13 protein-coding genes are annotated in these 14,648 nt (G+C 71.5%); 5 read left to right on the top strand and 8 right to left on the bottom strand.

The genetic code is table 11. The annotated features are described in order from the left end of the window. Nucleotides 1-28: 28 nt before the first annotated feature. Nucleotides 29-1,378, bottom strand: a complete 1,350-nt coding sequence (locus BIU96_RS15980) for an MFS transporter (RefSeq protein ID WP_083402994.1) — start codon at nucleotides 1,376-1,378, stop codon at nucleotides 29-31. A gap of 109 nt (nucleotides 1,379-1,487) precedes the next feature. Here BIU96_RS15980 and BIU96_RS15975 point away from each other — a divergent pair, with 109 nt between their 5' ends. Further along, nucleotides 1,488-3,737: an FAD-dependent oxidoreductase gene (locus BIU96_RS15975; protein ID WP_071293583.1), complete on the top strand. Its 2,250-nt coding sequence runs from the start codon at nucleotides 1,488-1,490 to the stop codon at nucleotides 3,735-3,737. 26 nt (nucleotides 3,738-3,763) lie between these two features. Continuing rightward, nucleotides 3,764-4,540 carry an IclR family transcriptional regulator gene (locus BIU96_RS15970; RefSeq protein WP_071293582.1) on the top strand — a complete coding sequence of 259 codons (777 nt, stop codon included), beginning with the start codon at nucleotides 3,764-3,766 and terminating at the stop codon, nucleotides 4,538-4,540. Nucleotides 4,541-4,747: 207 nt separating this feature from the next. On the opposite strand, the gene BIU96_RS15965 is transcribed toward BIU96_RS15970, so the two are convergent. After that, on the bottom strand, nucleotides 4,748-5,398 hold the full coding sequence (locus BIU96_RS15965) for a GntR family transcriptional regulator (RefSeq protein WP_071293581.1): 651 nt from the start codon (nucleotides 5,396-5,398) through the stop codon (nucleotides 4,748-4,750). A gap of 12 nt (nucleotides 5,399-5,410) precedes the next feature. Next, entirely contained in the window at nucleotides 5,411-7,522 is a 2,112-nt protein-coding gene (locus tag BIU96_RS15960) for an efflux RND transporter permease subunit (protein ID WP_071293580.1), read from the bottom strand. A gap of 77 nt (nucleotides 7,523-7,599) precedes the next feature. Between BIU96_RS15960 and BIU96_RS15955 the strand changes: the two genes are divergently transcribed. After that, nucleotides 7,600-8,013 carry a MarR family winged helix-turn-helix transcriptional regulator gene (locus BIU96_RS15955; RefSeq protein ID WP_071293579.1) on the top strand — a complete coding sequence of 138 codons (414 nt, stop codon included), beginning with the start codon at nucleotides 7,600-7,602 and terminating at the stop codon, nucleotides 8,011-8,013. Between the two features lie 87 nt (nucleotides 8,014-8,100). Then, nucleotides 8,101-9,150, top strand: a complete 1,050-nt coding sequence (locus BIU96_RS15950) for an LCP family protein (RefSeq protein ID WP_071293578.1) — start codon at nucleotides 8,101-8,103, stop codon at nucleotides 9,148-9,150. A 71-nt stretch (nucleotides 9,151-9,221) separates the two neighbouring features. On the opposite strand, the gene BIU96_RS20445 is transcribed toward BIU96_RS15950, so the two are convergent. The 5 genes from BIU96_RS20445 to BIU96_RS15925 all read right to left on the bottom strand — a co-directional run bounded on the left by BIU96_RS20445 (nucleotide 9,222) and on the right by BIU96_RS15925 (nucleotide 13,754). Further along, nucleotides 9,222-9,905 (bottom strand): transglycosylase family protein, encoded by a 684-nt coding sequence (locus BIU96_RS20445; RefSeq protein WP_071293577.1) that lies wholly within the window; start codon nucleotides 9,903-9,905, stop codon nucleotides 9,222-9,224. 334 nt (nucleotides 9,906-10,239) lie between these two features. Continuing rightward, nucleotides 10,240-11,391 carry a 23S rRNA (uracil(747)-C(5))-methyltransferase RlmC gene (gene rlmC / locus BIU96_RS15940; protein ID WP_071293576.1) on the bottom strand — a complete coding sequence of 384 codons (1,152 nt, stop codon included), beginning with the start codon at nucleotides 11,389-11,391 and terminating at the stop codon, nucleotides 10,240-10,242. Nucleotides 11,392-11,398: 7 nt separating this feature from the next. Beyond that, nucleotides 11,399-12,268 carry an SMP-30/gluconolactonase/LRE family protein gene (locus tag BIU96_RS15935; RefSeq protein ID WP_071293575.1) on the bottom strand — a complete coding sequence of 290 codons (870 nt, stop codon included), beginning with the start codon at nucleotides 12,266-12,268 and terminating at the stop codon, nucleotides 11,399-11,401. A gap of 41 nt (nucleotides 12,269-12,309) precedes the next feature. Continuing rightward, on the bottom strand, nucleotides 12,310-13,035 hold the full coding sequence (locus BIU96_RS15930) for a FadR/GntR family transcriptional regulator (RefSeq protein ID WP_071293574.1): 726 nt from the start codon (nucleotides 13,033-13,035) through the stop codon (nucleotides 12,310-12,312). Further along, a complete protein-coding gene (locus BIU96_RS15925) occupies nucleotides 13,032-13,754 on the bottom strand; it encodes an SDR family oxidoreductase (protein ID WP_071293573.1) in 723 nt (240 codons plus the stop codon). Before BIU96_RS15925 ends, BIU96_RS15930 begins: the two co-directional genes overlap by 4 nt. A gap of 45 nt (nucleotides 13,755-13,799) precedes the next feature. Here BIU96_RS15925 and BIU96_RS15920 point away from each other — a divergent pair, with 45 nt between their 5' ends. Beyond that, on the top strand, nucleotides 13,800-14,561 hold the full coding sequence (locus BIU96_RS15920; protein ID WP_071293572.1) for an SDR family NAD(P)-dependent oxidoreductase: 762 nt from the start codon (nucleotides 13,800-13,802) through the stop codon (nucleotides 14,559-14,561). Nucleotides 14,562-14,648: the final 87 nt, after the last annotated feature.

Below are 14,648 nucleotides of genomic sequence, written 5' to 3'. Positions count from 1 at the left end.
CGCCTCCCGTCCGTCGTCCGCCCGCGTCTCAGGACGGCAGCTCCGCCTTGTTCGTCTCTCGTGCCCGCAGCACGGTGATCCCGGTGATCGCGGCCGCCGCCATCACGTAGAACGCCGGCGCGAACGTGTTGCCGGTCGTGGCGATGAGCCAGGTGGCGAAGTACGGCGTGATGCCACCGAACAGCGCGACGCTGATGTTGTACGCGATGCCCATCGAGCCGTAGCGGATCGCGGTCGGGAACAGCTCCGCCATCGAGGCGCTGACGGCTCCGTCGAACGCCGCCATGAAGAGCCCGAGGAGCATCATCGCGCCCGCCGCGGCGAAGAAGTTGCCCGCGTTCATGAGCATGAGCGTGGGGTAGGTCAACACCAGGAACCCGGCGCAGCCCGCGAGCATCACGGGCTTCCGGCCGATCTTGTCCGACAGCAGCCCGAAGAACGGCACGAGGGCGGCGATCACGATGAACCCGATCACGACCACGCCGTACGACACGAGCGGGGAGTAGCCGAGGTCGGCCTGCAGGTACGACGGCATGAACGTCTGCAGGATCCAGTGCCCGACCGCCTTGAGGACGACGAACCCGACGCAGAACAGCAGCGCCTTCCACCCCGAGCGGATCGAGCGACGGAGCGGGTTGACCGCGACCTCGCCCTTCGCCTTGAGGGCCCGGAACTCCGGGGTGTCCTCGAGCTTCGAGCGGAGGTACAGCCCGACCAGCCCGAGTGGCAGCGCGATGAGGAACAGGACGCGCCAGCCCCACGACTCGAGGGCGCCGTCGCCGGCGAGCGCCGTGAAGAGGAACACCAGACCGCCACCGACGATGAACGCCGCGAAGCCGAAGACGTCGATGAAGCTCGTCACGAAGCCGCGCCGGTTCGACGGGGCGAACTCGGCGAGGAGCGTCGTCGCACCCGCCCCCTCGCCACCCGCCGCGAAGCCCTGCACGAGGCGGACCACGACGAGCAGGATCGGCGCGAGGAGCCCGACGCTCTGGTAGGTCGGCAGGATCCCCATCACCGCGGTCGCGCCGCTCGTGATGAGGATGACCGTCGCGAGCGTGGTCTTCCGGCCGACCCGGTCCCCGAGCGAGCCCCAGAACAGGCCGCCGAGCGGACGCATCACGAAGCCGGCACCGAACACGGCGAACGCGGAGAGCAGCGCCACCTGGGGGTCGCCCTGCTTGAAGAAGTACAGCGAGATGACGGTGGCCAGGGTGCCGTACAGGCCGAAGTCGAACCACTCGACGAAGTGGCCGACGCCCGCGGCGACGATCACCTTCCGCATGCTCTGGCGGCGCGCGTCGTCGCCCAGTGCTGCCTGGACGTCTGGGCTGCTGGCGGCGTCGGCGCTCGTGCGCGTTCGGGTTCCGTCGCTCATGGGGTTGACCTCACACTTCGTTGTCGAGAGTTCGTTGACGATAGCACTTGCCGGGCACACTTTGCCACACAGTGGGAAAGAAGCACCAGAGGGTGATACCGTCACGGCCATGCAGTCCCGTGAAGAACACCACGACGTCGTGGTCGTCGGAGGCGGTCTCGCCGGTGTGAGCGCCGCGGTCGCCGCCGCCCGCCTCGGCTCCAGCGTCGCCCTCGTCACCAACCGCCCCGTCCTCGGCGGCAACTCCTCGAGCGAGATCCGGGTGTGGGTGGTCGGGGCGACCGCGCACGGCACGCAGCGGTTCGCCCGCGAGACCGGGATCATGGGCGAGCTCTTCCTCGAGAACCAGTACCGGAACCCGCAGGGCAACGCGGTCTACTGGGACCAGGTCGTGCTCGACCTCGTGCGCGCCGAGCCGAACGTCCACCTGCACCTCAACACCGACGTGCGGACGGTGACGACCTCGGACGACGACGGCGAGACCCGGATCACCTCGGTCACCGGATGGACGATGGGCTCCGAGATCGAGACGACGTTCACCGCACCGGTCTTCCTCGACTGCACCGGCGACGGCCTCGTCGGTGCCCTCGCGGGGGCCTCGTACCGGATCGGTCGCGAAGGACGCGACGAACACGGCGAGGAGTGGGCGCCGGAACAGCCCGACGACGAACTGCTCGGCAGCTCGATCTTCTTCTCGACGCACGACACCGGGCGCCCGGAGAAGTTCGTGCCGCCGTCGATCGCCGTCGACCTGGCGACGACGCCGATCCTGGCGAACCGCGCGATCACGACCGGCGACAACGGCTGCAACTACTGGTGGATCGAGTGGGGTGGCGAACTCGACACCGTCGCCGAGAACGAGCGCATCCGTGACGAGCTGTGGGGTGTCGTGTACGGCATCTGGGACCACATCAAGAACTCCGGGGCGTTCGACGCCGACACCCTCACGCTCGACTGGGTCGGCGCGATCCCCGGCAAGCGCGAGTACCGCCGCTTCGTCGGGGACCACACCCTGACGCAGCAGGACCTCGTGTCGCAGCGGACCTTCCCCGACACGGTCGCCTTCGGCGGGTGGTCGATCGACCTGCACCCCGTCGAGGGCGTCTACGCCGAGACCCCGGGCGCCCAGCAGCGGTACACCGACGGCACGTACGACATCCCGTTCCGCTCCCTCTACTCGGCGGACGTCGCGAACCTGCTCTTCGCCGGCCGGAACATCTCGGCCTCGCACGTGGCGTTCGGGTCGACGCGGGTGATGGCCACGTGCGCCACCCAGGGGCAGGCCGCCGGCACCGCGGCGCACCTCGTCGCCCGGCACGGCACGACGCCCCGTGCGCTCGGCACCGACCACGTCGCGATGCTCCAGCAGACGCTGCTCCGCGAGGACGCCCCGCTCGTCGGGGTGCGGGCGGCCGACGGCGCTGACCTGGCCCGGCACGCGCGGATCAGCGCGAGCAGCGAGCTCACGACGATCGACACCACCCCGTGGGCGACGGCGGACACGTTCGCGCTCGACCGCGACGTCGCGATCGTCCTGCCCGCCGACCCGGCGCTCGGCTCCTTCGCGCTCCGGACCGTCGCCGACGACGGCGCCCCGGCCGAGCTCACGATCGAGCTCTGGACGACCGGCAAGCCGCAGAACTACGCCCCGATCGAGCACGTCGCCACCCACACCGCCGCGGTCGCCCCGGGAGCCGGGGAGGCGGTGGTGGACCTCGCGTTCCGTCCCGAGGAGCCGTGCAACGCGGTCGTCGTCGTCCGTCGCGCCCCCGGCGTCCGCCTGGTCCTGACCGACGGGCACCCGTACGGGGTGCTCGCCCTCCGCGCCCGCACGGCCGATGACGAGCAGTTCGACGACCACATCCCCGAGGAGTCCGACCAGCCCGTGACCGACTGGGAAGCCCGGGCCCTGCGCGGACGCTCCTTCGCGTTCACCGCTGCCGGCACGTCGGACGCGTGGCGTGCCTCCAGGGTGGTGGACGGCTACCAGCGTCCCTTCGGCGGGCCGCACATGTGGTCGTCGGAGGCCGGCGACGGCACCGCTGCCCTGGTGCTCGACTGGGCGGAACCGGTCGACGTGCACGAGGTCCGGATCGTGTGGAACGACGACGTCGACGCCGACCTCATCAACCTGCACCACCACCGCACCCACTGGGACGCCGTCCCGACGCTCGCCCGCGACTACCGGGTCGAGGCGTGCGTCGACGGGTCCTGGCGGCTGCTCGACGAGGTGACCGGCAACCGGCACCGGCACCGCGTCCACGCGGTGACGCCCGTGCGGACCACCTCGCTCCGCGTGGTGGTGACGGCGACGAACGGGTCGCCCTTCGTCACGGCGAGTGCCGTGAAGGTGTCCTGATCAGCACTCCGGTCCAGAATGATCGGATGGTGACTACACCTCCGAACCAGAGCATCGAGCGCGCCGCAGCAGTCCTCGGCGCGCTCGGTGCCGCCGACGGTGCGATGCGCGCCTCCGACATCGCACGGGCGATCGGGCTCGGCACCTCCACCACCGGTCGGCTCCTCGCGACGCTCGAGTCGCTCGAGTACGTCCACCGGGACCCCGAGTCGCAGGGGTACTCCGTGGGTCGGGCCGTGCTCGAGCTCGCCAGTCAGGGCCTCAACCACAACCCCGTGCACCGCGAGAGCCGGGCCGCGGCGCAGGAGCTCGCACACCGCATCGGCCTCACCGCCAACGTCGGGGTGCAGGACGACGCCTCGTGCATCTACCTCTGCCACTTCGAGGGGTCGCTCGCGCCGAAGTCGCACACCATGATCGGCATGCGGCAGCCGATGCACGCGTCCGCCCTCGGCAAGGCGCTCATGCTCGACATGACGCAGGCGGAGCGGATCGCCCTGCTCGGCGAGGTGCTCCCCCGCTACACCGACCACACGATCACGTCGCACGACGACCTGACGGCGGACCTCGCGGCATCGGCGAAGCGAGGGTGGTGCGTCGAGAACCAGGAGCTCGCCCTCGGTCGCTTCTGCATCGCGGCGCCGATCCGGAACGCCTCCGGACGCATCGCGGCAGCGCTGTCGATCTCGGGCCGGGTGACCCAGCTGCGCGACCGCGACATGGACTCGCTCGCCGAGGACCTCATCGAGGTCGCCGACCGCATCAGCGTCGGCCTCGGCATGATCAGTGCCGTCGCCCACTGACGGCCCGGCGCACGCTCGGCACCACGGCGCGAAAGCGACACATGGCCGCCGGATGATCGCGGCCTTCTGTCGCTCTCGCGTCGGAGACGGCGCGCCGAGGAGCGGACTGTCGCGCTCGCGGTGCGGGCGGTGACGCGATGACGGCCTGGAGGCGCGGTGCCAGCTGGCACCGCGCCTCCAGGCCGTCGACCGGTCGCGTCCGGAACGCTAGCCGCGCGACGGGAGCAGGTGGATCGCCTCCATGGCGAGCTCCGCGGCGATCGGGTCCTTCGCCTGGACGGCCGCCTTCAGGTTCGCGACCTCGGGCAGGACGACGTCGGCGGGGACGAGTTCGGCGAGTTCCGGCACTCGGAGCTTGAACGCGAGGCCGTCGGTCGTCGACTTGCACAGCTGCTCGAGCGAGGGGTTGCCGCAGTGGTCCGCCCACATCGCGTAGATGTCGGCGCCGTTCTGCGCGACCTCGCCCTGGTGCTGCCGCTCGATCTGTGCGGTGACGTCGTCGAGCATCTTGACGACCTTCTTGCGCTGCGCGTCCGTGAACCGCGGGGTCGCGAGCCGGGCGACGCCGCCGTAGATGACGCCGAGCGTCCGGTACGCGTCGAGCAGTTCGTCCTTCGTGGGCGCCGCGACCCGCGTGTAGCGGTTCGGTGCCATCTCGATCAGGCCGGCACGGGCCAGTTCCGCCAGGGCCTCGCGGATCGGGGTCCGGGAGACACCGAGCCAGGAGATCAGGTCGTCGTCGTTGAGACGCTCGCCCGGCTCGAGGGTGCCGTCCATGATGGCGTCGCGGATCTTGTCCTGGACGGTGTCACGGAGGAGCTTCCGCTCGGCTGCGGGCTGCGTCGAAGGAACTGGCATACGCCCAGCGTGTCACATGTGATGGGTCGGACGCGACAGGCGCGACGGCCACCATGCGCGCCGTCCGAGGTCGTACGCCAGGGCAGGTACGAGCAGGGACCGGACGACGATCGTGTCGAGCAGGACACCGAACGCGACGACGAACGCGATCTGCACGAGGAACAGGATCGGGATGACGCCGAGGGCGGCGAACGTCGCCGCCAGGACGATGCCCGCCGAGGTGATCACCCCGCCGGTCACACCGAGACCGCGGAGCACGCCCTCGCGCGGCCCGTGCCGGAGGGCCTCCTCGCGGACCCGTGTCATGAGGAAGATGTTGTAGTCCACGCCGAGCGCCACCAGGAACACGAACGAGTACAGCGGGACGCTCGGGTCGGCGCCGGGGAAGTGGAACACGTGGTCGAACACGAGCGCACCGACGCCGAGGGCCGCGGCGAACGACACGATCACGCTGCCGATGAGCACGAGCGGCGCGACGATGCTCCGGAGCAGCAGCATCAGGATGAGCAGGATCACGACGAGGACGACCGGGATGATGACCGAGCGGTCGCGGATGCCGGTGTCGTTCGTGTCGACGGCCGTCGCGGTCACCCCACCGACGATCGCGTCCGGGTCGACCCGTTCGACGGCGGTCCGGAGCTCCCGCACGGTCTGCTCGGCGGCGTCGGAGTCGGCCGGGTCGGACAGGGTCGCCTCGAGCAGCACGTCTCCGCGCGAGACGGTGGGCGAGCCGGGAGCGCCGTCCCCCGTGACCGACACGGTGCCGGACGGGGAGTCCTTCGCCGCGGCGACCACCCCGTCGACCCCGTCGACCGCGGTGATCGCGTCGACGAGCCGGTCCAGGTCGGCCTCGGCGCCGATGACCTGCGCCGGGCTGCCCGAGCCGCCCGGGAAGTGGTCGGCGAGCACGTCCTGACCGTCGCGCGCCTGCGAACTCCCGATGACGAGGTCGCTCTGGGGCACCCCGTCGGCCTTGAGCCCGACGAGTCCGGCCCCCATCACGAGGAGCCCCACCGTGCAGACGATCCAGACCGTCCGCGAGCGCCGGGCGACGAGCCGACCGACCTTCGCCCAGATCCCCCGTGCGTCCGGACCGGTGACGACCGGGTGGGCGCTGCCGTACGCGGGGCGGAGCGGCCAGAACGCGGCCCGACGGAAGGCGAGCAGCAGCGCCGGCAACAGGGTGAGGGCGGCGAGCAGGCTGAAGGCGATGCCGATCGCCGCGACCGGCCCGAGCGCCTTGTTCGAGTTGAGGTCGGAGAGCAGCAGGCAGAGCACGCCGACGATGACGGTGCCGCCCGAGGCGAGGATCGGTTCGAGGCTCCCGCGGAGCGCGGCCTTCGTGGCGTCCCAGCCCGTGCGGTGGTCGCGCAGGGCCTCGCGGAAGCGCGACGTGTAGAGGAGTGCGTAGTCCGTCGCGGCACCGATGACGAGGATCGAGAGGATGCCCTGCACCTGCCCGTTGACGGTGACCACGTCCGCCTTCGCCAGCCACCACACGACGAGGATCGACGCGCAGAGGGCGAAGGTCGCGGTACCGAGCACGAGGATCGGCAGGAGCGGTGATCGGTACACGATGATGAGGATCACGAAGACCGCGGCGAGCGCCACCCCGAGCAGCAGCCCGTCGATGCCGGCGAAGGCCTCGGTCAGGTCGGCGGTGAACCCGGCCGGTCCGGTGACGTAGCCCTGGAGCCCCGACGGCAGAGCGTCGTCGACGTCGGCGCGGATCGCCTCGACGGTGTCCCCGGTCTCGGCCGCCTGGGTGAGCGTCGCGACGATCTCGAGGGCGTCGCCGTCCTCGCTCGGGATCACCGGGCTGACACCCTGCACGTCGTCGCGGTCCCCCAGCTGCGCGGCCAGGGTGCTGGCTGCCGAACGGTCGGCGTCGGTGAGCCCCGCCGCCCGCGAGAGGACGATGATCGCCGGCGCTCCCGAGGCCGTGCGGAACTCGGACGAGCGCTCCTGCACCTTGGTGGCGTCCGCCGAGGCCGGCAGGAAGGAGGTCTGGTCGTTCGTGGAGACCTCGGAGATCTTGCCGAAGAACGGACCGCCGACGGAGGCGATCGCGAGCCAGACCACGATGACGAGCGCGGGGAGGACGATGCGGAGGAAGCGGGACACGAGGGCGAGCGTACTCCAATAGTCAGCATGCTGATTACTAGAAGGGCCTACACGATGCCCGCCCGTAGACTCGCCCCATGGACGACGCCCCCGACGGCTGGCCCCTCGGCCGCCTTCTCTCGGCCGCGGCACGGGCCGTCGAACGGGACTGGGACGAACGACTCCGGGCGATCGGGCTGCCGCACGCCGCACTGATCGCCATCGACATCCTGATCCGCACCGGACCCACGGGTGCCGACACCCTGGCGCGGACCGCACGCGTCCAGCCGCAGACGATGTCCCGCACGCTCGAACGCATGGAGCGGGACGGCCTGGTCGAGCGTTCGCCGCACCCCGACGACCGGCGGCGGCGGATCGTGACGGTGACCGAGCACGGGCGCCGGGCCTGGGAGACCGCGCGGCACATCGAACGCGACGTCCTGCCGGACGACCCCGCACTCAGAGGAGCACTGGCCGCCCTGCTCGAACGCGGTCGCCCCTCACGCGACTGAACTGCTCGCGGTTGACATATCACATGCGCTAAGGTGGATCGGTCGGCGTCAGGTCCGACGCGACCCGATCCGACCGCAGGAGCCCCGATGTCCGAGCGCCGAGCAGCCCGCGCAGCGGCCGCAGCACACACCCCCACCACTCCCCCGGAGCGCCCCCGGAAGCGCCGGCGCCCGGCGCTCGTCGCACTCGTCGCGACCCTCGGCTCCCTTATCGGCATCGCCACGGTGATCGCCGTCGTCGCCAGCGTCTTCGTCGGCGGGCTCGCCCGCAGCTACGACGCCGGCAAGGACGTCATCGCCGAACCGTTCCCCTCCGGCTCACGACCGGCGGCGACGGCCGGCGCCGAGAACATCCTGCTCATCGGGTCGGACTCGCGGTCCGGGTTCGACCCGGACCACGACGGCGCAGCCGGTGGCCGCTCCGACACGCTCATGCTCGCGCACGTGCCGGCCGATCGGAAGGCCGTGTACCTCATGTCGATCATGCGGGACTCGTGGGTCGACGTCCCCGGCCACGGCATGGCGAAGATCAACGCCGCGTACTCGTGGGGCGGGGTCCCGCTGACGGTGCAGACCGTCGAGCGGCTCCTCGACGTCCGGGTCGACCACGTCGCCGAGATCGACTTCGCGGGCTTCACGGGGATGACCGACGCCCTCGGTGGTGTGACCGTGGACTCCCCGAAGGCGTTCACCGCTCGCGGGCACTCGTACACCGCCGGGCCGAACCGCCTCGACGGCGACGCAGCCCTCACGTTCGTCCGCGAGCGGTACTCCTTCACCGACGCCGACTACACGCGCGTGCAGAACCAGCAGGCGTTCATGCGCGGCATCCTCGACGGCGTCCTGTCGAAGGGGACCATCACGAACCCCGGCCGCATCCAGGACTTCGTCACCGCCACGAGCAAGTACCTCTCCGTCGACGAAGGGCTGACCTTCCCGACGCTCGTCAGCCTCGGGTGGTCGCTCCGTGACGTCCGGTCGTCCGACCTCACCACGTTCACGATGCCCACGGCGGGCACCGGGACCTCCCCGGGCGGGCAGTCGATCGTCAACCTCAACACGCTCGCGGTGCAGTCACTCTCCCAGGCACTCCGCTCCGACGACGTGGCGGGGTGGTTGGCCGACAACCCGCAGTAGCGCCCCGGACAGCACGACGCCCCCGCGACCGATGGGTCGCGGGGGCGTCGTGCGTGCGATGCGCTCGGGCGTCAGGCCGGGAGCTGCAGCGTCTGACCGGCGTACACCAGGTCGGCGTTGTCGATCGTCGACGTGTTCGCGGCCCAGAGCTTGTTCCAGCCGCCGTCGATGTTCAGCTTCGTGGCGATGCTGTCGAGGGTCTCGCCGGAGACGATCTTGTAGGTCTTGCCGCTCGTCTTCACCGGGGCCGGCTTCGCGGGCGCAGCCGGGGCGGCCGGAGCAGCCTGCGTGGCACGGGCCTGCGGCGCGGCCGGAGCCTGCGGGGCGGCCGGCTGCGGAGCAGCGGCCCGGGGGGCCGGAGCGGGAGCCGGTGCCGGCGCGGGAGCCGCGGCCTGCGGGGCAGCACCGGCGGTGCCGCTCAGGCCGAGCTTCGCGGAGCAGGCCGGCCAGGCGCCCCACCCCTGCGAGGCGAGGACGCGCTCGGCGACGGCGATCTGCGCGGAACGGCTCGCGGAGGCCGGGTTGCCCGCGCCACCGTTCGCCTGCCAGGTGCCGAGGTTGAACTGCAGGCCGCCGTAGTAGCCGTTGCCGGTGTTGATGGCCCAGTTGCCGCCGGACTCGCACTGCGCGAGAGCGTCCCAGGTCGAGCCGGAGGCGGCGTTCGCGGGGGCTGCGGCGAGGCCGACACCGGTCGCGGCGAGGCCGGCGAACGCGATGCCACCGACGATGGTGCGGGTACGAGAAAGCTTCTTCATGTTGGTGCTCCACCGGGACCACGCGCCGGAGAACGGCGGCCACTGCCCGCCCCGACCGGTCAGGGTCGAGTCGTGGGGGGTGCGCCTCCGGGGGCAGTGGTCTCGTGCCGGGGCGCCTCGGTCGGCCACCATAGGAAACTCTTGACTGTTATCAAACCGAGACCAACGGTTCTACCCAGGAGTGCTATGTACCCCACCGGTGTTCCTGTACGCCGCGATGCCCATGGCCATGGTGATCGCGACGTACCCGGGTACGCCACCTTGGCAGTTCCCTGGCAATGACGGCCTGGAGGCACGTGTCAGCCGGGATGCGCGCCTCCCGTCCGCCTGCCGGTCACCCCCGGGACAGGAGGGTGACCGCCTCGAGGTGCCCCGTCTGCGGGAACATGTCGAGCACGCGCACGCGCCGCAGGCGCAGCGACGGCATCCGGGCCAGGTCCTTCGCCAGGGTGACGGGGTTGCAGCTCGAGTAGACGACGTGCTGCACGTCCGAGTCCTCCAGCCAGGTCGACAGCGCCTCGCCGATCCCCCGCCGTGGCGGGTTCACGAGGACCAGCTCCGGTGTCGCACCGGGGCGGGACCGCAGCGCGTGCTCCGTCGCGTCGTCCGCCGCGAACCGGACGTCCGTTAGGCCGGCCTCGCGCGCGGACTGCTTCGCGGACCGGATGGCCTCGCGACTGGTCTCGATGCCGGTCACGGCCCGACCGGGGCGCGCGGCGTGCAGGGCGAAGCCGCCGACCCCGCAGTAGAGGTCCCACATCGACTCGGGGGCCACCTCGTCGATCCACGCCGACGCCTGCGCGTACAGCTCCGTCGCCACGTGGGTGTTGGTCTGGAAGAAGCTCTGCGGCCGCAGGTGCATGGTGACCGGGCCGAGCCGCATCGACAGGGTCTCCTGCTCGGTGAGCACGATCTCACGCTCCCCCTCGGTCACCGCCTTGTGCTCGGGCAGCAGGTTCGCGGTGACGACGACAGCCTGCGGCAGGACGCTGCGGAGCGCGTCGAGGTGCTGTCGGAGCGTCGGCAGCTGTCCCTCGGAGCGCAGGACGAAGCGCACCATGAGCTCGCCGTCGGGCGACTCGGTGACGAGCACGTACTTCAGCTCGCCACGACGTGCGGCGACGTCGTACGGGATCAGGCCGGCGTCCGCGATGAAGTCCGCCAGGATCGGCAGCGCGTGCCGGATGCCCGGCGTGCAGATGCCGCAGTGGCGCAGGTCGACCCCGCGCTGCCGGTGGTCGAGGATCCCCACGGTCGGTCGCTGCACGGTTCCGCCGACGACCATCTTCGCCTTGTTGCGGTAGCCGGACTCCGGGCTGGTGATCGCCGGCAGCCACTCCACCGTGCCCGGGCCACCCGCCGCGTCGACCGCCTCCCGCAGGAGCTCCAGCGTGCGGATCTCCTTGTCGAGGACCTGGTCGGCGTACGGCTGCCCCATGAGCGTGCACGAGCGGCACACCCCGCGGTCGAAGTAGTCGCACTGCATGGCCGAGTCAGGATACGGCAGCGTCCCGCGTCGTCGTGGCGATCCGGTACACCGACGTCGTCGCCGTCAGGAACAGCGTCGTACCGTCGTCGCCGCCGAAGCACAGGTTCGACGTCACCTCGGGGACGGCCACCTCGCCGATCCGCTCGCCCGACGGGTCGAATACGACGACGCCCCGGTGCGACGACGACCACACGTTGCCGTGCACGTCGACCCGGATGCCGTCCGGTGCGCCCTCGCCCGGCTCGAGTCTCGCGAACACCCGGCCGTTCTTCAGCCGGACGCCGTCACGGTCGTAAGCACGGATGACTGGCTCCTCGCCGGACGAGCTCGCGATGTACAGCACCCGCTCGGACGGGTCGAAGGCTAGCCCGTTCGGCTCGTCGAGGTCGACCGCGACCGGCCGGAGGTCCTCGCCGTCGGGGCCGCACACGAACGTCCAGTGGTCGCCGTACTCGCGCTCACCGGGGTGTCCCTCGCGCGGCTGGGTGATCCCGTAGGCCGGGTCGGTGAACCAGACGCTGCCGTCCCGCGCCACGACGACGTCGTTCGGGGAGTTCAGCCGGACACCGTTCCACGCGTCGACGATCGGCGTGACGACGCCGTCGCGGTCCCGCTCCACCCGGCGGAGCCCGTGCGAGCACTGCACCACGCTGCCGTCGCGGTCGAGCGTCCGGCCGTTCGTGAACTCGACCCCCTCGGCGTACGCGGAGGTCTCGCCGGAGTCGGCGTGCCACTGCAGGATCCGGTCGCCGGGGATGTCCGACCACCGCAGGGTGCGACTGGCCGGGATCCAGCAGGGGCCCTCCGCCCAGGTGCTGCCGGTGGCGATCCGCTCCAGGGCGGTGGGGTCGGGGACGAGGTCGGTGAACGGCATGTGCTCTCCTTCGAACCCCTCGACCCTATGCTCGCGGAGCCCTACGCGACGGGCGGCTGCACCACGTCGGTGCGGTCGATGATCTCCGTCATCGTCGCCGCCGCGACGGCGGCATCGCCGTCCGCCACCGCGTGGGCCAGCCGGACGTGCAGTCCGACGTCGTGCAGGTCCGGGCGGATGCTCGCGCGTTCGTCGAGTGCGCGGGCGGTGACCCGCCCCAGTCGGATGAAGAACGCGTTGCCGGACAGCGTCAGCAGACTCCGGTGGAGCTGGAGGTCCGCCAGGAGGAACGTGGCCGCGTCGTCCGCGTCCGTCCACTCCGACATGATGGTCGCGCTCGCGAGCAGCTCGACGAGCGGGTCGGGTGTGACCAGGTCCGCCAGGGGACCGGGCGCGCGCGGCCGGAGGACACGGCCCGTCGAGACGGTCTCGGCGGCGGCCGCCGCGGCAGCGGGTTCCACCGCACGGCGCACGGCTCGCAGTTCGGAGAGGACCCGGTCGCGGTCGGGTCCGGCGAGCTGCCAGCCGAGCACGAGCGGATCGGTGACGTCCCACGCCCCGGGCGGATGCACGAGGAGTCCGGTCCGGCGTCGCGCGGACAGGAGCCCGCACCCGACCAGGACACGGACGGCCTCGCGCACGATGCTGCGGCTGGCGCCCGTCCGGACGACGAACCCGTCGATGCTGTCCCGGTGCCACGTCGGCAGGACGCCCGTGACGATGGCACTGCCGAGCTCGTCCCGCACCCGGTCGAAGGTGCTCGTCACCGCTGGGACACCGGGCTGACCACGAGCTCGTCGACGCGCATGTACGGCGGAGCCTCGAGCACGAAGGACACCGTCCGGGCGATGTCCTCCGGCTGCAGCATCACCGATCGTGCGGCGGCGTCCGGCACGGACGGACGCTGGTCGAGGAAGTCGGTGGCGACGTCGCCGGGGCACAGGTGGGTGGCACGGACGCCGTGCGGTGCCTCCTGCTGGTTGAGCGTGCGGACGACGGACCCGAGCGCGGTCTTGCTCGCCGAGTACGCGACACCGGCGCCGGGCTGGAAGGACCACCCCGCGTACGACGACACCACGACGACCACGCCGCCGGACTCGCGGAGCGCCGGCAGTGCGGCGTCGACGACGGTGACGACGGCCGTGAGGTTCGTGTCGACGATCGCGCGGAAGTCGGGGAGGGACTGGTCGTCCCAGCGTCGCCGCGGTGCGTTGAGGCCGGCGGCGAGGACGAGTCCGTCGAGTCGCCCGTGCCGCCGCGCCACGGCATCACGGGCGTCGGCCACCGCGGACTGGTCTCCCGCGTCGAGGGGCAGGACGTCGGCGGTGCCGCCCGCCGCCCGGATCGCCGTCGCGGCCTGCTCCAACCGGTCGGCGCGGCGCCCGCTGAGCACCACCGTCCACCCGTCTCGGGCCGCGGCGGTCGCCACCGCCGCCCCCATGCCACTTCCCGCACCGGTGATCCAGAGCACACGCTGATCCGCCATGCTTGAATGGTATGCCTAATCAAGGCCTCGACGACGGGAGCACCGATGCACCTCGACCTGACCGACCGGGTGGTGATCGTCACCGGCGCCGCGCGCGGGATCGGTCACCGGATCGCCGAACGCTTCGCCGCCGAGGGGTGTCGGGTCGTCGCCTTCGACCTGGCGTTCGACGACGACCCCTCCACCACCGACTCGATCGACCACGTCGTCTGCAACGTCGCCGACCCGGACTCGGTGCGGGCCGCCGTGGACGAGGTCGTCGCCCGCCACGGCACGATCGACGTCCTCGTGAACAACGCCGGCATCAACGTCGAGGGCACCGTCGCCGAGCTCGAGTGGGACGCCTGGCGCCGGTGCATGGACGTGAACCTCGGCGGCACCTTCCTGATGAGCCGGGCCGTCGCTCCGGTGATGCAGGCCGCGGGGCGGGGGCGGATCATCAACGCCGCCTCGTTCGCCGCGATCATCCCGAGCGTCGGCAGCGCTGCCTACGCGGCGTCCAAGGCTGCGGTCGTCTCGTTCACCCGGGTGCTGGCGTCGGAGCTCGGCCCGTGGGGCATCACCGTCAACGCGTACGCGCCGGGCATGGTCCCGACGGCGATGAACGGGTTCGCGACGATGCCGACCGAGGCACAGGACCGCCTGCTCGACACCCTGTCGCTGCGCCGGTGGGAGACCGCCGACGACGTCGCCGACCTGCTCGTCTTCGTGGCGAGCGACGCCTCGGGCTACATCACCGGCACCCTGCTCGACGTCTCCGGCGGCAAGCTCGCCACGCAGATCCCCTCGCGCGCGCACGGCCGCTGACACCTCCACGGGCGGTCAGGCCTTTCCGGTTACTCAGGTTCCGTACAAGGGCCTCTCCGTAAGCTGTGAGGGCCCAGTGAGCCGGAC

Origin of the sequence: Curtobacterium sp. MCBA15_008 (assembly GCF_001865065.1) — a bacterium.
Taxonomy (GTDB): Bacteria; Actinomycetota; Actinomycetes; order Actinomycetales; family Microbacteriaceae; genus Curtobacterium.
The sequence above is the reverse complement of the archived record's forward strand: the minus strand, read 5'-3'. Positions and strand labels throughout refer to the sequence as shown.